This is a genomic window from Neohoeflea coraliihabitans, assembly GCF_019334345.1.
GTDB lineage: Bacteria > Pseudomonadota > Alphaproteobacteria > Rhizobiales > Rhizobiaceae > Pseudohoeflea > Pseudohoeflea coraliihabitans.
Genome location: NZ_JAHWQX010000004.1, coordinates 155,892 through 176,786, shown reverse-complemented (window position 1 = coordinate 176,786; position 20,895 = coordinate 155,892). Strand labels below are relative to the sequence as shown.

The 20,895-nt window shown below is 64.3% G+C and carries 20 protein-coding genes; 12 read left to right on the top strand and 8 right to left on the bottom strand.

The features are described 5' to 3' along the window. Positions 1–142: 142 nt before the first annotated feature. From KY465_RS15710 to KY465_RS15685, 6 genes are all read left to right on the top strand, one after another. Positions 143–1,078, top strand: a complete 936-nt coding sequence (locus KY465_RS15710) for a calcium/sodium antiporter (RefSeq protein WP_219203050.1) — start codon at positions 143–145, stop codon at positions 1,076–1,078. 113 nt (positions 1,079–1,191) lie between these two features. Next, positions 1,192–1,962 (top strand): SDR family oxidoreductase, encoded by a 771-nt coding sequence (locus tag KY465_RS15705; RefSeq protein WP_219203049.1) that lies wholly within the window; start codon positions 1,192–1,194, stop codon positions 1,960–1,962. Beyond that, entirely contained in the window at positions 1,959–4,037 is a 2,079-nt protein-coding gene (gene uvrC, locus KY465_RS15700; RefSeq protein WP_219203048.1) for an excinuclease ABC subunit UvrC, read from the top strand. Before KY465_RS15705 ends, uvrC begins: the two co-directional genes overlap by 4 nt. A 156-nt stretch (positions 4,038–4,193) precedes the next feature. Beyond that, entirely contained in the window at positions 4,194–4,778 is a 585-nt protein-coding gene (pgsA, locus tag KY465_RS15695) for a CDP-diacylglycerol--glycerol-3-phosphate 3-phosphatidyltransferase (RefSeq protein WP_219203047.1), read from the top strand. Between the two features lie 4 nt (positions 4,779–4,782). Then, entirely contained in the window at positions 4,783–5,034 is a 252-nt protein-coding gene (moaD, locus tag KY465_RS15690) for a molybdopterin converting factor subunit 1 (RefSeq protein ID WP_219203046.1), read from the top strand. Positions 5,035–5,036: 2 nt separating this feature from the next. Beyond that, the gene (locus KY465_RS15685; protein WP_219203045.1) at positions 5,037–5,510 is read left to right on the top strand and encodes a molybdenum cofactor biosynthesis protein MoaE; all 474 of its coding nucleotides are present in this window, start codon (positions 5,037–5,039) and stop codon (positions 5,508–5,510) included. Positions 5,511–5,524: 14 nt separating this feature from the next. Here KY465_RS15685 and KY465_RS15680 read toward each other — a convergent pair whose 3' ends face one another. The 5 genes from KY465_RS15680 to KY465_RS15660 form a co-directional block, all read right to left on the bottom strand. Then, on the bottom strand, positions 5,525–6,154 hold the full coding sequence (locus KY465_RS15680; RefSeq protein WP_219203044.1) for a LysE family translocator: 630 nt from the start codon (positions 6,152–6,154) through the stop codon (positions 5,525–5,527). 133 nt (positions 6,155–6,287) lie between these two features. Continuing rightward, the gene (gene ndk, locus KY465_RS15675; RefSeq protein ID WP_219203043.1) at positions 6,288–6,710 is read right to left on the bottom strand and encodes a nucleoside-diphosphate kinase; all 423 of its coding nucleotides are present in this window, start codon (positions 6,708–6,710) and stop codon (positions 6,288–6,290) included. Positions 6,711–6,908: 198 nt separating this feature from the next. Beyond that, positions 6,909–7,601: a glutathione S-transferase family protein gene (locus KY465_RS15670; RefSeq protein ID WP_219203042.1), complete on the bottom strand. Its 693-nt coding sequence runs from the start codon at positions 7,599–7,601 to the stop codon at positions 6,909–6,911. Between the two features lie 117 nt (positions 7,602–7,718). After that, positions 7,719–8,492, bottom strand: coding sequence for an SH3 domain-containing protein (locus KY465_RS15665; RefSeq protein ID WP_219203041.1), 774 nt, complete (start codon positions 8,490–8,492; stop codon positions 7,719–7,721). Between the two features lie 119 nt (positions 8,493–8,611). Further along, positions 8,612–9,259: a DUF2799 domain-containing protein gene (locus KY465_RS15660; protein WP_219203040.1), complete on the bottom strand. Its 648-nt coding sequence runs from the start codon at positions 9,257–9,259 to the stop codon at positions 8,612–8,614. A gap of 376 nt (positions 9,260–9,635) precedes the next feature. On the opposite strand from KY465_RS15660, the gene KY465_RS15655 reads away from it, so the two are divergent. The 3 genes from KY465_RS15655 (at position 9,636) to KY465_RS15645 (ending at position 13,121) form a co-directional block, all read left to right on the top strand. Then, positions 9,636–10,262 (top strand): hypothetical protein, encoded by a 627-nt coding sequence (locus KY465_RS15655; RefSeq protein WP_219203039.1) that lies wholly within the window; start codon positions 9,636–9,638, stop codon positions 10,260–10,262. Positions 10,263–10,378: 116 nt separating this feature from the next. Continuing rightward, positions 10,379–12,265, top strand: a complete 1,887-nt coding sequence (locus KY465_RS15650) for an ABC-F family ATP-binding cassette domain-containing protein (protein WP_219203038.1) — start codon at positions 10,379–10,381, stop codon at positions 12,263–12,265. A 226-nt stretch (positions 12,266–12,491) separates the two neighbouring features. Continuing rightward, positions 12,492–13,121 carry a DUF922 domain-containing protein gene (locus KY465_RS15645; RefSeq protein WP_219203037.1) on the top strand — a complete coding sequence of 210 codons (630 nt, stop codon included), beginning with the start codon at positions 12,492–12,494 and terminating at the stop codon, positions 13,119–13,121. A gap of 53 nt (positions 13,122–13,174) precedes the next feature. Here the strand turns inward: KY465_RS15645 and KY465_RS15640 are convergent, their stop codons facing one another. The 3 genes from KY465_RS15640 to KY465_RS15630 form a co-directional block, all read right to left on the bottom strand. After that, entirely contained in the window at positions 13,175–13,408 is a 234-nt protein-coding gene (locus KY465_RS15640; RefSeq protein WP_219203340.1) for a hypothetical protein, read from the bottom strand. A 127-nt stretch (positions 13,409–13,535) separates the two neighbouring features. Next, a complete protein-coding gene (locus KY465_RS15635; RefSeq protein WP_219203036.1) occupies positions 13,536–13,994 on the bottom strand; it encodes a DNA polymerase III subunit chi in 459 nt (152 codons plus the stop codon). A gap of 3 nt (positions 13,995–13,997) precedes the next feature. Further along, positions 13,998–15,479 carry a leucyl aminopeptidase gene (locus KY465_RS15630; RefSeq protein WP_219203035.1) on the bottom strand — a complete coding sequence of 494 codons (1,482 nt, stop codon included), beginning with the start codon at positions 15,477–15,479 and terminating at the stop codon, positions 13,998–14,000. Positions 15,480–15,904: 425 nt separating this feature from the next. On the opposite strand from KY465_RS15630, the gene KY465_RS15625 reads away from it, so the two are divergent. The 3 genes from KY465_RS15625 to KY465_RS15615 all read left to right on the top strand — a co-directional run bounded on the left by KY465_RS15625 (position 15,905) and on the right by KY465_RS15615 (position 20,678). Beyond that, the gene (locus tag KY465_RS15625; RefSeq protein ID WP_219203034.1) at positions 15,905–17,113 is read left to right on the top strand and encodes an LptF/LptG family permease; all 1,209 of its coding nucleotides are present in this window, start codon (positions 15,905–15,907) and stop codon (positions 17,111–17,113) included. After that, a complete protein-coding gene (gene lptG, locus KY465_RS15620) occupies positions 17,110–18,204 on the top strand; it encodes an LPS export ABC transporter permease LptG (protein WP_219203033.1) in 1,095 nt (364 codons plus the stop codon). The genes KY465_RS15625 and lptG overlap by 4 nt, the downstream gene beginning before the upstream one ends. A gap of 134 nt (positions 18,205–18,338) precedes the next feature. Then, entirely contained in the window at positions 18,339–20,678 is a 2,340-nt protein-coding gene (locus KY465_RS15615; RefSeq protein ID WP_219203309.1) for an LPS-assembly protein LptD, read from the top strand. Positions 20,679–20,895: the final 217 nt, after the last annotated feature.

The window sequence follows — 20,895 nt, the reverse complement described above, 5'->3', positions numbered from 1 at the left end:
GCCGCTGCCCGGCCCTGCCGGCGTGCCAATTTGCACGGCTGCCGCTGACAAGCTGGCAGGCCGGATTGCATCGCGCCGGCCAATGCCTATATGAAGGCACGACTTTCCATCCTCCTCCTTCAGCCAGGGCCGCGCGTTTTTCATGTTGAGCATCATCACGCTGATCGCAGGGCTGGCCGTGCTCATCCTGGCCGGCGACTATCTGGTGCGCGGATCCGTCGGTCTGGCGGCGCGCATGCAGATCAACCCGCTGATCATCGGCCTGACCGTGGTTGCCTTCGGCACTTCGGCGCCGGAACTGTTCGTGTCGTTGCAGGCCGCCTTTGACGGGGTATCAGGCATTGCGATCGGCAATGTGGTGGGCTCGAACATTGCCAATGTTCTTCTCGTACTCGGCGTGCCGGCGCTGCTTTCGGCGGTCAGTTGCTCGGAGAAGGGCATCGGCGTGTCGCTGGCGGTGATGATGGCGCTGTCTGCCCTGTTGATGGTGTTCATGGCGAATGGCACATTGACGCGCCTTGAAGGGGCAGCGCTGCTCGTCGTGATGTTCGGCTATATCGGCTGGCAAATCCATCGGGTGCGCGTCGACCCGAAACATTCCGGCGTGAATGTCGATGGCGAGATTCCCCTGCCGCTGGCGGTCTCGCGCATCGTGCTGTTCATTGCCGGGGGTCTTATCGGTCTGCCGATCGGCGCCTGGCTGACCGTTCTCGGTGCGTCCGAGATCGCCCGCATGCTTGGAGCGTCCGATACGGCGATCGGGCTGACCGTGGTGGCCATCGGCACTTCGCTGCCGGAGCTGGTGACCACCGTGGCAGCGGCCTGGCGGCGCTCGGGAGCCGTGGCTATCGGCAATGTCGTCGGGTCGAACATCTTCAATATCGGCTTCATTCTCGGGGTGACGGGCCTCGTTCTGCCGCTCGACGTCGATGCCCGCATCATTCACGTCGACATGTGGGTGATGTTTGCCGCCTCGGGGCTGGTGGTGGCGCTGGCGCATTGGTGCATCCCGCTGAAAAAGCTCAGCGGCGGGGCGATGCTCTTGGCCTTCGCCCTGTATATTTTTACAGTGTTTTAAAGGCGCCTGGCCGGCCAGCAGGCGGAACGCCCGTGCCCGTGTCCGGGTGGCGCCCTATTGGCAGCGCGTGTTGATTGCATGCCACCCCTTTGACCGGATCGAGAGAGGCCACCATGACCGAATGCTCAGCGCCGATCGCCCTCGTCACCGGTGCTGCGAAACGAATCGGCCGGGCCATCGCCGAGGATCTCGGGGCCAACGGGTTCGCGGTGGCGGTGCATGCCAACGGCTCAGCGGGCGCGGCGGAAGAAACGGCGGCAGCGATTCGCAGCGGCGGCGGCACGGCGGAGGTGTTCATCGCCGATCTGGAGGATCCGGACGCGGTGGCGGGACTGGTGGCGCGTGTGGCCGACCGGCTCGGTGCGCCGCGCCTTCTGGTCAACAATGCCTCGATCTTCGAGCCGGATTTCGGCGATGCCTTCGATGCGGCGCTGTTTGACCGGCACATGGCGGTGCACGTCAAGGCGCCCGTTGCCTTGACGGCGGCCATGGCGGAGCATCTGCCGGCAGAATCGGCGGGCGGGCTGGTGGTCAATCTGATCGACCAGCGCGTGTGGAAACTGACACCGCAACATTTTTCCTACACCCTGTCGAAGGCCGCCCTGTGGACGGCGACGCGCACTTTGGCGATGACACATGCGCCGAGGCTGCGCGTCAATGCCATCGCGCCGGGCCCGACGCTGCCAAGCCCGCGCCAGAGCGAGGAGGATTTCGCGCGTCAGGTGGCGGCGGTGCCGCTGCAGCGGGCGCCGGACCTGATCAGCTTCGGGCGGACGATCCGCTATTTGTTCGACACGCCATCGGTGACCGGCACGATGATCCCGCTGGACGGCGGCCAGCATCTGGCCTGGGAGACGCCGGATGTGGCAGGAGTGAGCGAATGAGCAGCCGCCCGCCCGGCGATCGCCCGGACCCAAGTGGCGCTGAAGAGGCCGTGGCTACCGGCGGGGAGATCACGCCGACCGTGGCGTCTGATCTGCGCGATATCGAATGGAACGAAAGCCCGGGCATGGCGCAGAACCTGACCGGCGCGGCGGCGATCCAGGCCTTCGTCAAGCATCTGCCGAACCAGCCGGGCGTTTACCGGATGATGAACGCAGCCGGCGACGTCTTGTATGTCGGCAAGGCGCGCAGCCTGAAGAAGCGGGTCACCAACTACGCCCAGGGGCGCGGGCATTCGAACCGCATCACGCGGATGATCCGCGAGACCGCCAATATGGAGTTCGTGACCACACGCACGGAAACCGAGGCGCTGCTGCTCGAGGCCAATCTGATCAAGCGGCTGAAACCGCGCTTCAACGTCCTGATGCGCGACGACAAGTCGTTTCCCTATATCCTGGTGACCGGCGACCATGAGGCGCCGGCGATCTTCAAGCATCGCGGCGCGCGCTCGCGCAAGGGCGATTACTTTGGCCCCTTCGCCTCGGCCGGTGCCGTCGGACGCACGATCAACGCGCTGCAGCGCGCCTTTCTGCTGCGCACCTGCACCGATTCGGTTTATGAAAGCCGCACCCGGCCCTGCCTGCTCTACCAGATCAAACGCTGCTCGGGCCCGTGCACCGGTGAAATCTCCAGCACCGACTATGCGACCCTGGTCGATGAGGCGAAGGCGTTTCTGTCCGGGCGCAGCCAGGCGGTGAAGTCGCATCTGGCCGAGGCAATGCAGACCGCCTCCGGCGATCTCGACTTTGAACGCGCGGCGATCTACCGCGATCGGCTGTCGGCGCTGTCGCATGTGCAGAGCCATCAGGGCATCAATGTGCAGTCGGTGGAAGAGGCCGACATTTTCGCCATCCACGCGGATGGCGGTCTGGCCTGCATCCAGGTGTTCTTCTTCCGCACCGGGCAGAACTGGGGCAACCGGGCCTATTTTCCGCGCGCCGACACGGCGCTCGAGCCCGGCGAGATCCTCGGGGCGTTCATCGGCCAGTTCTACGATGACAAGCCGACACCGAAACAGATCCTGATCTCCGACGATTTCGAGGATCGGGCGCTGATGGCCGAAGCGCTGGCGACACGCGCCGGCCACAAGGTGACAATTGCGCAGCCGCAGCGCGGCGAGAAACGCGAACTGGTCGACCATGTGCGCTCGAACGCGCGCGAGGCGCACGGCCGGCATCTGGCGGAGACGGCCTCGCAGGCGCGGCTCTTGAAAGGACTGGCGGAAACCTTCGGCCTGAGCACGGTGCCGCGGCGCATCGAGGTCTATGACAATTCGCACATCATGGGCACCAATGCGGTCGGCGGCATGATTGTCGCCGGACCGGAAGGGTTCGTGAAAAACCAGTACCGCAAGTTCAACATCCGCTCGACGGACATCACCCCGGGCGATGATTTCGGCATGATGCGCGAGGTGATGCAGCGGCGCTTTGCCCGGCTCTTGAAGGAGCACAGCGATACGATGCCGGCGCCGGTGGCCGCAGCACGCAATGAGGCGGACGCGGCGGAGCAGGCCCTGGAGCCGGCGCCGGAGGATGACGCCGGCGGCGACGGCGCCTTTCCGGCCTGGCCTGACCTGATCCTGATCGACGGCGGCCAGGGGCAGATGAGCGCGGTGCGCGGCATGTTGGAGGAACTTGGCATCCGCGACCGGGTGACGGCCATCGGTGTCGCCAAGGGAACCGACCGCGAGGCCGGGCGCGAGCGCTTTTTCATGGAAGGCCGCCCGGCCTTCACGCTGCCGCCGCGCGATCCGGTGCTGTATTTCATCCAGAGGCTGCGCGACGAGGCGCACCGCTTTGCCATTGGCGGCCACCGGGCGCGGCGCAAGAAGGATCTGGTGAAGAACCCGCTCGATGAAATCGGCGGCATCGGCCCGTCACGCAAACGAGCTCTGCTGATGCATTTCGGCACCGCCAAGGCGGTCTCGCGCGCCGGCATCGAGGATCTGCGCGCCGTCGAGGGAATTTCCGAGGCGATGGCCGAACTGATCTACAACCATTTTCACGAGGCGTCTTAAGCACAAGAGATGCGCGGCGGCAGGGCGGCCCCCTCGCCCAGCCTGCGGCCTGTTCGCATGGCAGCGGCAAAAGCGCGCGCGGCGGCAAAGTTTGCCGATACAGGTTGACCTTGTGCGCCACTCCGGTTCATCTGCCGAAAACGCAATGGTCCGCTCATGGCTTCGCCCGCACTGAACATTCCCAATCTTCTGACCTATGGTCGCATCCTGGCGGTGCCGCTGATCGTGTTGTGCTTTTTCATCGAGGGGCGCCTGCACGGCTCGGATGCAGCGCGCTGGTGGGCGCTGGCAATCTTCATCGTGGCCTCGCTGACCGATTTTCTCGACGGCTATCTGGCGCGCACATGGAACCAGACATCGAATATCGGGCGCATGCTCGACCCGATCGCCGACAAGCTGCTGGTCGCCTCGGTGCTCTTGTTGGTGGCGGCCGATGGCACCATTGCCGGCTGGTCGATCTGGGCGGCCATCATCATCCTGTGCCGCGAGATCCTCGTCTCGGGCCTGCGGGAATATCTGGCGGCGCTGAAGGTCTCGGTACCGGTAACGCAGATCGCCAAATGGAAAACCACCGTGCAATTGCTGGCCATCGCCTTTCTGCTCGCCGGCCCGGCGGGAGACAAGGTGCTGCCCTACACCACCGAAACCGGCATCGGGCTTTTGTGGATCGCCGCCATCGTCACCATATATACCGGATATGACTATTTCCGTGCCGGGCTGCGGCACGTGGTGGACGGGTAAGATCATGAAACTTGTCTATTTCGCCTGGATTCGCGAACGCATCGGCACTTCTTCGGAAGAGATCGAGCTGCCGCCCGAAGTGGAGACGATCGGCGAATTGATCGCTTATCTTGCCGGTCGCGGCGAGAATTATGCCGAGGCGCTCAAGGTGCCGGAGATCATCCGCGCGGCGATCAACCAGGAACATGTCGAGCATGCGGAAAAGATCGGCGACGCGCGCGAGATCGCCCTGTTTCCGCCGGTGACCGGAGGCTAGGCGTGGCCAGCGGCGCTTCAGCCATCGCGGTGCGCATTCAGGCCGACGACTTCGACGCCGGCGCGGAACTGGCCCTGCTGAGCGCCGGGCGCGGCGATGTGGGCGGTGTCGCCAGTTTTCTCGGCCTGTGCCGCGATGAGGCCGGGCGGCTCGCGGCGCTGGAGCTCGAGCATTATCCGGGCATGGCCGAGCGGGCCATCACGCAAATCGCCGAAAAGGCGGTGCGGCGCTTCTCGCTCCTCGGACTGCGGGTGGTTCACCGCTACGGCCGCATCGCACCGGGCGGCAATATCGTTCTGGTGGCGGCAGCGGCGGCGCATCGCCGGGCCGCTTTCGACGGCGCGGCCTATGTGATGGATTTCCTGAAGAGCGAAGCACCGTTCTGGAAAAAGGAACATCTGGCCGATGGCAGCAGCGGCGATTGGGTGGCCGCCAAAGACAGCGATGATGCCGCCAAGGACCGCTGGGCCGATTGAGGCTGCTTGCAGCTCTAGGAAGCTTGCAGTCTGGCGGTGAGTATTTTCAGGCTGGCCGTGCCGAAACCGATCGCAAAGGCGGCCTCGAGCCAGCGGCGCATCCTGAGGTAAAGCCGGGTCATCAGGCGTGAGGAAAACACCAGGGCATAGCCGTGGAAAAGCACGGTACTCAGCACCCCGACGGCAAGAATGACCAGTCCCAGATCACCGGCGCTGGTGTCCGCCGGCAGACCCAGCGAATAGAGCGATCCGAAAAACAGGATGGCCTTCGGGTTGGTCAGGTGTAGGGCCAGGCCCTTGGCGTACAGCGTGCGCCGGCCGCCGGACAGCGATCGGGTCGCCGCGGCATTGGCGGAGAAGGCGGAGCGCGCCGCCTTGACGGCCAGATACATCAGATAGGCGGCGCCAAAATAGCGCACGAGATCAAACACCCAGGCATTGGCCAGCATCATGGCACCGAGACCGAGGGCGGCTGCGACCGACCAGATCAGCGATCCGGTGGTGATCCCCGAAGCCAGGGCCAGGCCGGCGCCGCGCCCGGAGGCCATGGACGTGCCGGCGAGCGCAAGGGTTGCCGGCCCGGGGCTGACCCCGGCGACAAATGCGGCAAGGAGAATGAGCGGCAGATTGACCTCCGCAAGCATGAACCGACCTTTCGAGTTGCGCTGCTGCGTGCAGCACACGCAAGCCTAGCGCCTCTCGGGCTGTCTGTCGCCGCCTTTCTCCTCGCCGCCGCCGCTGAACGCCGCAAATGAATGCCGCCGGGCTGTCTTCGGCTTAACCGACGATTTCGGTGCCGGAGAACCAGTAGGCGATTTCTTCGGCGGCCGTTTCCGGCGCATCGGAGCCGTGCACGGAATTCTCGCCGATCGAGAGGGCGAACTCCTTGCGGATGGTGCCTTCGGCAGCGTCGGCCGGATTGGTGGCGCCCATCACTTCGCGGTTCTTGGCAATGGCGTTTTCGCCTTCAAGCACCTGCACGACGGTCGGCCCCGAGGACATGAACTCGGTCAGTTCGCCGAAGAAGGGGCGATCCTTGTGCACGGCGTAAAAGCCTTCGGCTTCGCGCAGGCTCATCCAGACGCGCTTGGACGCGACGACGCGCAGGCCGGCATCCTCGAGCTTCTTGGTGATTGCGCCGGTCAGATTGCGCTTGGTGGCATCGGGCTTGATCATTGAAAAGGTGCGTTCGCTCGCCATTCGTTTCATTCCATTCGATAGATGCGGGCAATGATGCCGCTCAGGGTGCAAGAAAAACCGGCAGAAAGGACGCAAGGCGCCGCCGGCGGATCGGGCGTCTCAATAGCCGCCGTACCTGCTTCCGACAAGAGGCAGGCGGCAATTTCAGCGGCAATGACGGCTTTGATCCCAGGTGGCGGGATCTCAGGTGGCGGGATCTCAGGCGGCGGCTGGCGCGCTGCGGCCGACGCCGCCATAAAGATCGAGACAGCGCTCGAACCAGTCATTGACCGGATCGCCGGCCGGCAGCAGCCATTGCGGCCGCACCAGGCGCGCCCATTGCAGGCAGCCAAAGACGATGTGGTCGGCAAACAGCGGCCCCTCGCCGCCGATGAAGAGCTGGAATTTCAGCGTGTGCCGCAGGGCATCGAGCTTGCTCGGATAAGCGGCCGCCGCCGCCTGGCGATCGGCGACCACTTCCTCGAGTGTCATGCCGAAGCGTGCTTCGCGGCTTTGGCGGAAATAGGCCTTGTCTTCGGGCACGACGCAGGAATGGACATCCTTGAGAATGATCGGCACCAGCGCAGCAACCGTCGCCGTCTGCGACCAGCGTTCGATGAAGCGGGCCATGGCGCGGCCGCCCTCCCCGCCGAACAGGCTCGGCCGGTCGGGATAGGCCGCTTCGAGATGCTCGGCGATGGCAAAGCTGTCGGTGACGATTGTCTCGCCATCGATCAGCACCGGAACTGTCTTTGCCGCGCCATTGGCAATTTCGGAAATCCTGGTGAAGGGCACCTGGATTTCCTCGAATGCGAGCCCCTTGTGGTGCAGAGCCAGCACGGCCTTCCAACCATGCGGCGAGAAAGGGCGCGCCGTATCGGCGGCGCTCAGCGTGTAGAGCTTGAGGGTCATGGGCAATCCGATCCGAAACCAGTTCAATTCATTGGGTTAATCGTACTATCAAACGGGTGTTGCGGCGATTGCAACCCCCTCCCTCCTGCGGTCGCAGGGATCGGCACTTTCGCCGGCTCAGGGCGCGAGGCCACATGTCTGGTACAGGCCGGGCAGCTCAGCGCCCACGGCACAGAGAATGCCGCCCCACTGATAGCCATAGCGCCCGTCCGACAAGGCGACGCGGAACCACTGATAGCCGTCCAGCGACATGCTGCTGCGGGCGAGAAGCGTCACCGGCCGGTTTTCCGCCAGCTTGCCTAGCGAAGGAAATTCCGTGCCGGGTCCCTGGCGCAGATGGCCGCCGAGTGAGCGGCCGGGAAGATTGTCGAGCGGTTCTTCATCGGCGACCGGCTTCTGGCTGGGCGTTTCGGCCGGGGAGGACGCGAGGGCAGCGTTGCCGGGCGCCACACCGACGGCAAGCAGCGTATCGTCCGACTGCGCGAGACCGGTGCCGAGTTGCCCGCCCGCGGTCTCGGCGCCGGCGAAGCCCGGCGTCTCGGGCGCACACAGGAATTGCATCGACCCCAGTTGCATGAATTGCGGCTCGGTGTGCGGCGTGAAGGCGAAGCGGGTTTCCGGATTGATCCAGACGCCGCCGGCATCGGGCGACAACAATCCGCCGCGCCCCATGCCCTGGAATGAACCAAGGCGCTTCTCAGTGTCGATGGTCACCTTGAAATCGATGCCCGCCGGCGCATCGCCGCACTGGAAGGTCTCGCCGGCGCGTGCGGCGGATGCGGAAGCGCAGAGCAACAGGGCGAGCAGCGCCGTGGCTGCCGCGTTTGTCCCGCGGCGGGGCGCATGATCTGTTCGAACGCGGCGGCGGGGGGACAGGACGGCAGGCGGCATACAATCTCCGAAGACGACTAGAACGGACCGAATCTTCTTACGCGTCCCTGCATAAAAGATGGCAGACTGCTTGGCCATATGCGGATGGATTTTGCGGTCTGACCCCGCGGCCCCGTCATCTAATTCGCGACAGTTTCCGAAATCGCGCCGAAAGCCGGCTGCAATGTGGCGACGATGATCCGGGCGGCGCGCTCGGAGCGTTTCAGCCGATGCTCGGCCTCGCCTTTCTTCATCTGCAGTTGCCAGCGGTCCTGTTCGAGCTCGTGCAGCCTGACCCTTGCGTCCAGGCCATCTCCCTCCGCATTCTGCGCCGATGCTTCGTCCTGATGGCGCAGCTGGCGCAGTTCCTCCCCCATTTCGCGGATCTGCGCGTCGAGTTCGACAACGGCTCGCCGCTGGTCCCGGATTGCAGCACCAAGTTGCCGCGCGCGCAGAAACCCGTCTGCCAGGTTGCTCGGGCAGACGTCATGATAGACGCTGCCGCGGTTGCCGACCTCGAACCCGTTCATCGGCGTGCAGTAGCGCGGCAGTCCCTTGTCGTAGCCGGCCCTCCAGCGTGTGTGGTCAGGCACGATGCCGGCGCGCTCGCAGGACCGGGTGTGGGCAGAAAGCCGCTCCGCCGCCGGCCGGCCGGCCGCGCCATCGCTTTCGCCGACCGCCAGCCAGTCGACCGTTCTGCAGTCCTCGCGCGACATGGTGGTGCAGGCGGCGAGCAGAAACAGAGCCGCAATCGGCATGACAGCGATCGAGCAAAAACCGGGCGTCATCAAACAACCACCTTAAATTGCGGCGAAGTGTAGCCTCGCGTTCCTCGTGTCGTAAATCCTGACCTTTTGAGGGGAAACCGCGTCTTTCGTTGCTGCGGACGAGGCCTGGCCAGTCAAATTGCCAACGCGGCTGTGCGCCGCCTTCCTGCAGGTTGTGCCAAGCAGAAACACCAGCGTAGCGTTTAGGGTCGGGCTGCTTTCAGCGTGAGATGTCAGAGGTTTGCTGATGATTGCTGGCAATTTGAATCAAATTCACCAAGGGCTGGAAATGGATTCTCAACGCCTTGCCACACCGGTCCGCAACGGTCGCGCGGCTTGCGGGCTTGTTCCTGCATCCGAGGATCAGGACCTCGGCAAACATGAACAGGAGGATCCCATGCCCAGCATGCGCAATCTGAAAAAGACCGGCCTTGCAACCCTTTTCGGTCTCGCGATGGCCACATCAAGCCTGGCGCAGGTCGGCGCCGATGTCAGCGTCGGTATCGGTGGCGGCGGCGGTGTCAATGCCGGCGTCAGTGCCGGAATCGGCGGCGGCAACAGCGGCGGCACCAACACCGGAGGCGGCGGCGTCGATGCCAATGCCGCGGTCGGTATCGGTGGCGGCAGCGGTGTCAATGCGGATGCCGATGTTTCGATCGGCAAGGATGGCATTGATGCCGACACCACCGCCTCGATTGGCTCAGGCGGTGCCGATGTCGACGCGGATGTCAGCATCGGTGGCGGCGACAACACGGACGCGCCTCTCATCAACCTGCTCGGCAATCTGCTCGGCGGCGGCGCGGATGCGGATGTGTCGCTCGACATCGGCGGATCGGCGGGCGGCAGCGGGTCGACGGGGACCGGCGGCACGCCCGCAGATGACACCACGATTGCCGCCGCGGTCGGCAATCTGTCAGCGTCCGAAATTACGGTCTACCGCAAGCGCTGTGATTCCATTCTCGGCAATCCCGGGCAATGGGACAGCCAGCTGGTGAGCCTGTGTAGGGCGATTGCCGCGCGCTAGAAGATCCCTCTCACATCCCCCGCAGCGCAACACAGGCGGCCCGTCCGGGCCGCCTGTGTCCTGTCGCAGACGCAAAAATCCTTGCGTGTGCGGCGCCGGTCAGCCACAAGGCGGCCATGCTGACACTCAACGACATTTCGGCCCGCATTGCCGGGCGACTTCTCATCGACAAGGCATCGCTGTCGCTGCCGGCGGGGGCCAAGGCGGGGCTCGTCGGGCGCAATGGCGCCGGCAAATCAACGCTGTTCCGGGTGATCACCGGCGAGATGGCCACCGAAGGCGGCAGCGTTTCACTGCCGAAAAACACGCGCATCGGCCAGGTGGCGCAGGAGGCGCCCTCGGAAGACACGCCGCTGATCGACATCGTCCTGCGTGCCGACAAGGAGCGCGCGGCGCTGCTTTCGGAAGCGGAAACCGCCACCGACCCGCACCGCATCGCCGATATCCAGACGCGGCTCACCGATATCGATGCGCATTCGGCGGAGGCCCGCGCCGGCGCCATCCTTGCCGGGCTGGGTTTCGACACGGCAGCGCAGGCGCGACCGGCGTCGAGCTTTTCCGGCGGCTGGCGGATGCGCGTGGCGCTGGCCTCGGTGCTGTTTGCCGCACCGGATCTCCTGCTTCTCGACGAGCCGACCAACTATCTCGATCTCGAGGGCACGCTGTGGCTTGAGGAGTACATTCGCCGCTACCCGCACACCGTGCTGATCATCAGTCATGATCGCGACCTGTTGAACAAGGCGGCGAACACCATCGTGCATCTCGATCAGAAGCGGCTGACCGTCTATCGCGGCAATTTCGACCAGTTCGAGCGGCAGAAGGCCGAGCGCGACATGCTGCAGACGAAAGCGCGCGAGAAGAACATGGCCAAGCGCAAGCACATGGAGGCCTTCGTCGCCCGCTTCCGCGCCAAGGCCTCAAAGGCGCGGCAGGCGCAATCGCGGTTGAAGGCCCTGGAAAAGCTCGGCACGATCGATGCGGTGCTGGAAAGCAATGTCGCCGGCTTCACGTTTCCGGCGCCGGAAAAGACAGCCGCCTCGCCGATCATCGCGATCGATGGCGGATCGGTCGGCTACACGCCGGGTGCGCCGGTGCTGTCGCAGCTGACCTTGCGCATCGATGCCGATGACCGCATCGCGCTGCTCGGGGCGAACGGCAACGGAAAATCCACCTTTGCCAAGCTGATCGCCGGCCGGCTTGAGGCGGGAAGCGGTGACGTGCGGCTGGCGCCGCAGCTCAAGACCGGCTTTTTCGCGCAGCACCAGCTTGATGATCTGCGCCCGAAGGAAAGCGCCGTGGCGCATGTGCGCCGCCTGATGCCGGAGGCGGCGGAAGCCAAGGTGCGCGCCCGCGTCGCGCAGATGGGCCTGACGACCGAGAAGATGGACACGCCGGCCAAGGATCTGTCGGGCGGCGAGAAGGCGCGGCTGTTGATGGGGCTTGCCACCTTCGACAATCCGAACCTGATCATCCTCGACGAGCCGACCAACCATCTTGATATCGACAGCCGCGCCGCCCTGATCGCCGCCCTCAACGACTTTGCCGGCGCGGTGATCCTGATCAGCCACGACCGTCACCTGATCGAAGCAACCGTCGACCGGCTGTGGATCGTGCGCGAGGGCACCGTGACGAATTTCGACGGCGATCTCGACGATTACCGCCAGGAGATCGTCGCCGGCGGCAAGGGCAAGGGAAAAGGCGGTGGTGGTTCGAACGAAAAGTCGAAGGCCGAAAAGCGGCGGGCGGCGGCCGACAAGCGTGCCGACCACGCCGTCATGCGCAAAAAGATCAACGATCTCGAAGCCTTGACGGACAAGCTTGGCAATCAGATTCAGATGCTCGACAGCGAGTTGTCCGACCCGGTGCTTCTCAACGAGCAGGCCTGGAAAGTGCCGCAACTGGCCAAGAAGCGCGCCCAGAAGGCCACGGAACTGGCGCGGGCAGAGGAAGAGTGGCTCAAACTGTCGGCGGAGTATGACGCTGCCATGGCGGCTGCCGAATAGTTCGAGCACGCACGGCCACGCCGGCGGCGCGGCGCTCGCATGATCCGCACTGCAATTGAAAATGTCACGTCACGCTTCGCATATTTCACGCTAATGCAACAATCGTGCGAATTCGGCCTCCCAGCCCCTTTTTTCATTTCCCCCTAAATTTCACGCAAGTTTCGCCGCCTAGGCTTTGTCGCCTAGGGGGACTGATATGACACAGCATGAATTGGGGAATTCTCGCGTGGATACGGGACGCGGGTGGAAGAGATCAAGGCCAGGGGCGGACGTTGATGGCCTGAAGCGGGCGGGCAAGGCCGGTGGAAAGATCGGCCGTGCCGCTGCCGTGCTCACGATGAGCTGGATCCTGGCGCCGGCAGGGGCGGTTGCCGAACCAGCGGTGATTCAGCACTACCAGGTCGCCGGCAACACGCTTGCGGCCTTGAAAGACAGTATCCGCGCCGCCGCGCCGCTGGGCGGCCGCGCCTTCGGACTGACACGGGTGACCATCGAGCCGCGCTTCAGCTACGGAGACAACGGCGCTGAGTGCCGGCCGATCAATGTCGTGGTCGATCTCAAAACCACCGTCACACTGCCGCAATGGCAGGCTTCGCAGCCCATACCGGCAGCGCTGGACGGACGCTGGAAGCGCCTGGAAGCGACGGTGCGCGAGCATGAGATGCTGCATGTGGAAGTGGCCGAGGAGTATGCGGCACGGCTGCGGCACATGCTTGGTGCGATCACCGATGTGGATTGCGCCACGCTTGAGCCGATCGTCGTTGCCAAGGTCAAGCGTCTGCAAGCGGCGCACCGCTTCGCGCAGAAGATCGTTGATATGGAAGACCGCGAGCGGCTGCAGGCGCTGCTGCCCTGACCGCCCCGGTCGGGGTTGGTCCGGGGTTGGTCCGGGGTTGGTCCGGGGTCGGGTCAGGTACCGCGGTCGGTTGCCTCGGGCGCGATTTCGGTCTCCGCCGCGTCGGGTGCGTCGGTCGGAGCCGGGCCGCCGGCGGCGCGGGCGCGCTCGTCGAAACGCTCGGCGCCTTTCTCGAGATGATGGCCGGACTTTTGCTCGAAGGTCTTTTCTTCCTTCATCGCTTCCTTTTCGAGACCTTCGCCGGCTTTCGCCGCCTTGCAAACCTTCATCGTCTGGGACTGTGGCATCGGATGTTCCCTCTTTTGAACTTTCGACATGCGGGAACTACTCCTCACGGCGGTGAAGGTTCCGCCACTCCGGTCATCGCGGTTTGCAGGGGTCCGGGGTCAGGCGCCTCGGGTCAGGCGCCCGGTGTCAGGCCTTGCGCTGCCAGCGGCGGTCCTCGCTCTGCTGCCAGTAGGTCAGCGTGTGCCCCTCGCGCTTGAGGGTTTTCCACTGCTCGCGCGCCGCCTGCAGCTGCGCCGCATCATGGCCGTCGAACATGACGACGAGACGCTCGCAACCCTCGAGCGCAGGGATGGCGGCGCCACCGACGGCAAAGCGGACCGTGGCGCCATTGGCCGGCTGCACCGCCATGGTCAAAAGCACCGGCTGGCGCGCTGCATTGGCATCGCCCTCGCCGCGATCGATGCCGTGCGGCAGGAAACTGTCGTCGCGGAACACCCACAGATGCGCATCGAGCGCATCACGGCGCTCCTCGCTGTCGGCATGCACCGAGACACGACCGCCCCGGTCGAGAGATTTCTCGAGCAATATCGGCAGGGCATCGTCGAGGCGCGATTCGGTCAGATGGTAGAACAGCACCTCGACCATGGGTCAGGATTCGAAGGTGTCGCGGACATAGCGGTCGAGCAGCCGCACGCCAAAGCCCGAACCCCAGGACCTGTTGACATCCGTGGTCGGCGAGCCCATGGCCGTGCCGGCAATGTCGAGATGCGCCCAGGGCGTATCCTTGACGAACCGCTTGAGGAACTGCGCGGCGGTGATCGAGCCGGCAAAGCGGCCGCCAGCGTTCTTCATGTCGGCGAATTTCGAATCGATCAGCTTGTCGTAGTCGGGGCCGAGCGGCAGGCGCCAGACGCGCTCCTGGGAGGTCTCGCCAGCGGATGTCAGAGCGGCGGCCAGTTCGTCGTCGTTGGAAAACAGGCCGGCATGGTGGTGGCCGAGTGCAACCATGACGGCGCCGGTGAGCGTGGCGAGATTGATCATGGCCCGCGGCTCGAAGCGCTCGCGGCAGTACCACAGGGCATCGCAGAGCACGAGGCGCCCCTCGGCGTCGGTGTTGATGATCTCGATGGTCTGGCCCGACATCGAGGTGACGATGTCGCCGGGCCGCTGCGCGGCGCCATCTGGCATGTTCTCGACGAGGCCGATCATGCCGATGGCGTTGACCTTGGCCTTGCGGGCAGCCAGCGTGTGCATCAGACCGGTGACCGCGGCCGCACCGCCCATGTCGCCCTTCATGTCCTCCATGCCGCCGGCCGGCTTGATGGAGATGCCGCCGGTGTCGAAGACGACGCCCTTGCCGATGAAGGCGACGGGCTTGTCCTTCGCCTTGCCGCCCTTCCACGTCATGATGGCGAGGCGCGGCGGGCGCGCGGATCCCTGCGAGACACCGAGCAGCGCGCCCATTTTCAGCTTGCGCATGTCCTTTTCTTCAAGGATTTCCACTTCGACCCCAAGCTTTTCCAGGGCCTTGGCGCGTTCGGCAAACTCGACCGGACCGAGGATATTCGCCGGCTCGTTGACGAGATCGCGGGCCAGCGTCACGCCGGCGGCGACGGCTTCGCGATCGGCGAAGCTCTTCTTGCAGGCGCTCGCATCGGGATGCACGATGGTGACCTTGACCTTATCGGGGGTCTTGGGCTGGTCGTCCTTCTTTTTCGTCTTGTAGCTGTCGAAATCATAGGCGCGCATCAAGAGGCCGAGGGCGATGTCGGCAGCGGCTTCGGGCGTCGTCGCGGCATCGAGTTCGAGCACCACCCGCTCGGCGGATTTGAGCAGCGAACACATCTTGCCGCCGATGCGCAGCCAGTCGAAAGCGGTCAGTTCGGAGGGGGTACCGGTGCCGATCAGGGCGATGCGGTCAGCCGGCGAATCCTTCGGCGCGAGGACATCGACGGCCTTGTGGGCCTTGCCGGTAAAGGCTGCCACCTTGACCGCCTTGGCGAGCACGCCGGCGGGATCGAAGGCTTGTGCCAGTTCAGGCAGCGGTGTCTCGGCGCTGGCCAGCGCAATGGCGAGGCCGCCATTGATCTTGGCGGATTTGGCAAAGGTAATATCGATCTCGACGGACATAGAAGCTCCAGGCTTGTGAGAGGTGCCAGGCGAAGGGCGCTTTGTTCTTCACGCTTTTGCCGGCATTGGCAAGAGATTGCTGGCCGCCGGCACCGGGTCAAACATCGAGCCGTCAGCATCTTTTCATGGTAGGTAACCGTGCCGGGCCTTTCAAGAAGGCCGGTCGGCACGGCTGGGGCAGAAGGCCGTTCGGGGCGCCCTTTTCCCGGGCGTTCGAAACTGGCACACTGGCGGCGCAGGAAGGATTTCTTAACCCTGTTCGTTACCTCACAATTATCCCTTTTGGATTCTAATCGGCACCCGGAAACATTGACAGCGGCACCCGGCGGGGCTACCCGGCGGCTGGCGCGATTGCCACGGCAATCAAGGCTTTACACGGGCGCCACCGGCCCGAGGGCCGCAGCTGACCGAGGCCAGAACTGGGCATGATGAAGCAATTCGAGCGCTATCTGCTGCGTCGGATGACGGTGGTGACCTTCTGGGCGCTCGTCTGGGCAACCCTGCTGGTGCTGACGACGCAGGTGCTTTTGCGCCTGAACATCCTGACCGCCAGCGAGCAGGCGCTGTTCGCTTTCCTGAAGGTGGCGCTCGTATTGATCCCGAGCGTGCTCGGCATCGTCGCGCCGTTCGCGCTGCTGATCGGTGTCGGCCAGGTGCTCAACAGCATGAACGCCGATTCGGAGCTGGTGGTGATGGAAGCCGCCGGGGCCGGTCCCGCCTCGATCTTCCGGCCGATCCTGGTGCTGTCGGCTGCCATCGCGGCGCTGACTTTTGCCAACAGCAACCTTCTCGAACCGCGGGCCAACCGGGCGCTTGGCGACACGCTGGCCGCCGCATCGGCGGATCTCTTGTCGGTGGCGGTGCGCAGCGGCAGCTTCAAGAAGCTCGCTGACGGGCTGTATGTGCATATTGGCGAAATGTATGCGGGTGGCGAGTTCGGCGGCGTGTTCCTGTCCGACCGGCGCTCGGAAGACGAAGAGCTGGTGTACTACGCCGAACGCGGACGGCTGGTGCAGATCGGCGAGGAGCAGTTCATGCTGCTGGCCGATGGCCAGGCGCATCAGCGCAGCGGCGACAATCAGCAGATCTCGATCGTGTCGTTTGATTCCTACGCCATCGATCTGTCGTCCTTCCTGCCGACCGGCGAACGCGGAATCCTGCGGCCGCGCGAACAGACGACCGCCTATCTTCTCAATCCGCCGGAAGATGATTTCTTTCGCAAGAACTATCCGGAGGAAATCGAAAAACGGCTGGTCGGGCGGCTGACCCACTGGGTGTATCCACTGATGTTCGGCCTGATCGGCTGCATCTTTCTCGGCAAGGCGCATTCCAACCGCCAGGACCAGGTGCAGAGCATCGTGCTGATGACGGCCGGCATTATCGCGCTGCGCGGCTTCGGCTTTTATTCCGCCGAGGCGGCCGGGCAATCCGAGGCCATGCGTATTGCCGCCTACGGCGTGCCCTATGGGGCGACGGCGATCTATTTCCTGCTGGCCGTCAGCGGGTTCACATTCACCGTGCCAAAGGTGGTGCGCCGCCGCATCGAAGCCGTGCAGGTCCGCATCGATGGCTGGGTCGAGCGGGTGCAGAAGTGGTCGCTGCGTCGCGGCCGCAAGGAGACACGCGCAACATGAGAGTGTTTCCGGGGACCTTGTGGCGCTACTTCTTCCGCCGTTACCTGAAGATGTTCATCGGCTATTTCCTGGCCGTGATGCTGGTGATCTGGCTGGTGGATTTCAACGAGACGGCGGGCCGCCTGTCGGGATCGCCGAATTATCACGTCGGCATTGCCTTTTACATCGCGGCCCTGCGCGTGCCGCTGGTGGCGCAGGCGGCGGTGCCGTTCATCGCATTGCTGGCCTCGATCGCGACCTTGATGCAGCTCAACCGGAAATATGAACTGGTGGTGGTGCGCGCTGCGGGGGTGTCGGCCTGGCAGTTTCTGGCGCCGTTGCTGGTTGCCAATCTGCTGCTCGGCCTGGTGGCGATCGTCGTTCTCAATCCGCTTGCCACACGCGCCACCGGCATTGTCGAGGAGACCTTGCTCGAAAACGAGCTGCGTTCGGCGACGCCGCGTGAAAATTCCGGGCCACCGTGGTTCAAACAGCACACCGATGAGGGCGATACGATCATCGGCGCGCGAATCCGCGCCGGAAGCGGCACGCAACTGGGCGATGCGACCTTCATCCGCTTCGATCCGGAGGGCAAGCCGATCGACCGGCTGGAAGCGGAGAGAGCAACGCTGACCGACGGCGCCTGGGTGCTTCGGAATGTCAATCGCTACAGGGCGGGAGAACCGCGGGAGACGCTGGATCGCTTCGAGGTGGCGACGACGCTCGAGCCGGAGTTTCTCGGCGAATCGCTGGTGCCTGCCGAATCCATTTCCGTGTTCGACCTGCCCGGCAAGATTGCCGCCGCCCGCTCCTATGGCGTGTCGGCCAACAGCTATGCCATGAGCTTCCATAGATTGCTGGCGCTGCCGGCCCTGTTTGCCTCCATGACGGTGATCGCGGCGATGGTTTCCTTGCGATTTGTAAGGTTCGGACAATCCATGGCGGTAATTCTGGGTGGAATCCTCGCTGGCTTCATGCTTTATGTCGTTTCGGAAGTGATACAGGCATTCGGAGAGGCCGGTACTCTGCCGCCTGTCGTGGCGGCCTGGTTGCCGGTCGTCGTCGCGGCTTCACTGGGGACAACGGTACTTCTCCACAAGGAGGACGGATAGTGACGGCGAAAAGCCGATTGAATCGATCTTCGCGCGGGCGCGTGTTGCGCGCGGGAACGGTCTTGAGTGCCGGGGATGGGGTCCACGTCGCCAAGACCGATACGGCCAGAACCGGCGCACCCCTGCCGAGTCGTCTGGCACGCGGTGCCGTGCCGGTCGTCGTGGCGGCGGCGCTGGCACTGACGCCGGGACTGCTTGCGGCATCGCTGACCGCCTCCCCTGTCGCGGCGCAGTCTGTTCCGGGAGATTTCGATCTGCCCGCCGATGAGCAGATGCTGCTGACCGCTGATGAGCTGATCTACAACAATGTGACCGAACGGGTGATCGCCAGCGGCGGCGTCCAGATCGACTATGGCGGCTACAACCTCGTGGCGCGCCAGGTGGAATACAATCAGGTCACCGGCCGGATGCGCGCTGTCGGCGATGTGCAGATCGTCGAACCGGACGGCAATGTCATCTATGCCGACGAGATCGACATCACCGACGATTTTGCCGATGGTTTCGTGACGGCGCTGAAAATCGAGACGCCGGACAATACCCGCATCGCCGCTGAAAGTGCCGACCGGCGCGGCGGCGTGGTGACAACCTTCAATCACGGCGTCTACACGGCCTGCGAAGCGTGCGAGAAAAATCCGGAAAAGCCGCCGTTCTGGCAGGTCAAGGCGGAAAAGGTGGTGCGCGACGAGCGCACCAAGACGATCCGCCTGCGCAATGCCCGTTTCGAACTGTTCGGTCTGCCGATCGCCTATCTGCCCTATTTCGAGGTGCCGGACTTCGACCGCAAGCGCAAGAGCGGCTTTCTGACCCCGTCGATCGGCAGCGACGACGATCTCGGTTATTTCCTGACCGTGCCCTATTTCCTGACGCTCGGACCGAGCGCGGACCTGACCGTGTGGGGCACCGGCTATACCAAGCAGGGCTTTCTACTCGACAGCGAGTATCGCCAGCAGTTCGACAACGGCATCATCCGGTTGCGCATGGCGGGCATCTCGCAGCAGCAGCCGGAAGACCTTTATTCAGACAGCGGCACGGCCACCGTCGACAGCGAGAAGACCGAGCGCGGCCTGGTCGGCACGACCGGTCAGTTCAACCTGAACTCGCGCTGGACGTTCGGCTGGAAAGCGATGCTCGAATCCGACCCGGCCTTCGCACGCACCTACGGCATAGAAGGGTTCGACGAGACCCACCACGTCTCCGAGGTGTATCTGACCGGCCTTGGCGAGCGCAATTACTTCGATCTCTACGCCTTCAAGGTGGATGTGCGCAGTTCGACGATCCGTTCGAGCGGTCAATATCTCGCCGACTATCTCGAGGATCGCGAGGGGCGGGTGCATCCGCTGCTCGACTACAACAAGATCTTCTCGCAGCCGGTGCTCGGCGGCGAATTGTCGCTCGACGTCAATGGTCAGGCGATCAGCCGCGATACGGAATACGAGGTCGATGGCATCTACCGGGGTCTGCAGGGCCAGAACCAGCGGGTGACGGCAGAGCTGGAATGGAAGCGGACGCTGACGACCAATTTCGGTCTGCGCGTGTCCCCGCTTCTCGCGGCGCGCGCCGACGGGCATCATTTCGATACCAGTTCCATGCCCGGAACCCTGCATTACGACGATTCCGCCTGGCGCGGCATGGTGACTGCCGGCCTCGAGGTGAATTATCCGCTCCTGGTGACCACCGCCTCATCGACACATGTCTTCGAGCCGATCGCCCAGGTGTTCCTGCGGCCCAACGAATCCTACGCCGGCGAATTGCCGAACGAGGATGCGCAAAGCTTCGTCTTCGATGCCGCGACGCTGTTCGAGCGCGACAAGTTTTCGGGCTATGACCGCATCGAGGGCGGCAGCCGCGCCAATGTCGGCATGCGCTACACCGGCAGCTTCGCCAATGGCGTGACGGCACGGGCGCTGTTCGGACAATCCTACCATCTGGGGGGCGTGAACTCCTTCACGGTCGATAGCCTGACCTTTGCCGGACGCAATTCCGGACTTGATCAGGATGTCTCGGATTATGTCGGCCTGGCCGGCATCGAGTTGCCGGTCGGCGTCGGACTGACGGCCAGCGCGCGCCTCGACAAGGACACGTTCGACATGGCCCGCGGCGATCTGACCGCGACATTCACCAACGAAGCGCTGACAGGCCGGATCACCTATTCCGACATCAAGGCACAGCGGGCGACCGGCACGGCCGGCTACGGATCGGAAGAGGACCGGCGTGGTGTCAGCGGGGCCCTGAACCTGCGGTTCCACGAGAACTGGAGCGTTTTCGGCTCGTCGGGTTACGATCTGGTCGAAAAACGCTTCAACACCTCGATGGCCGGTTTTTCCTTCGAGAACGAATGCGTGATCGTGACGGTGAGCTATACGCACCGGCCAAGCTACACGGACAATCCGAACGAATGGAGCCTTGGCGCACGGTTGAGCTTCCGGACACTCGGCGATCTTGACTTCGGCAATTCCACCGGCAAAACCTTCTAGGGTCAGGACCCTTGGGATCAGGCGATCCGGCGCGCGCGGGCCGGTTTCTGCGTCCGGGGTGCCGGTGCCGTCATGGTTTCGCCGCAACAAGCGGCGATCAAGACCAGCAGACTGTCCCGCACTGGCGCTCGCGGCGATCGGCGTGACCGGCTTGCGATACGCTGCCCCGCCGGCGCCGCGCCGAAACCGAAGCGCGCGCTCGAGGCTCGCGATCGAG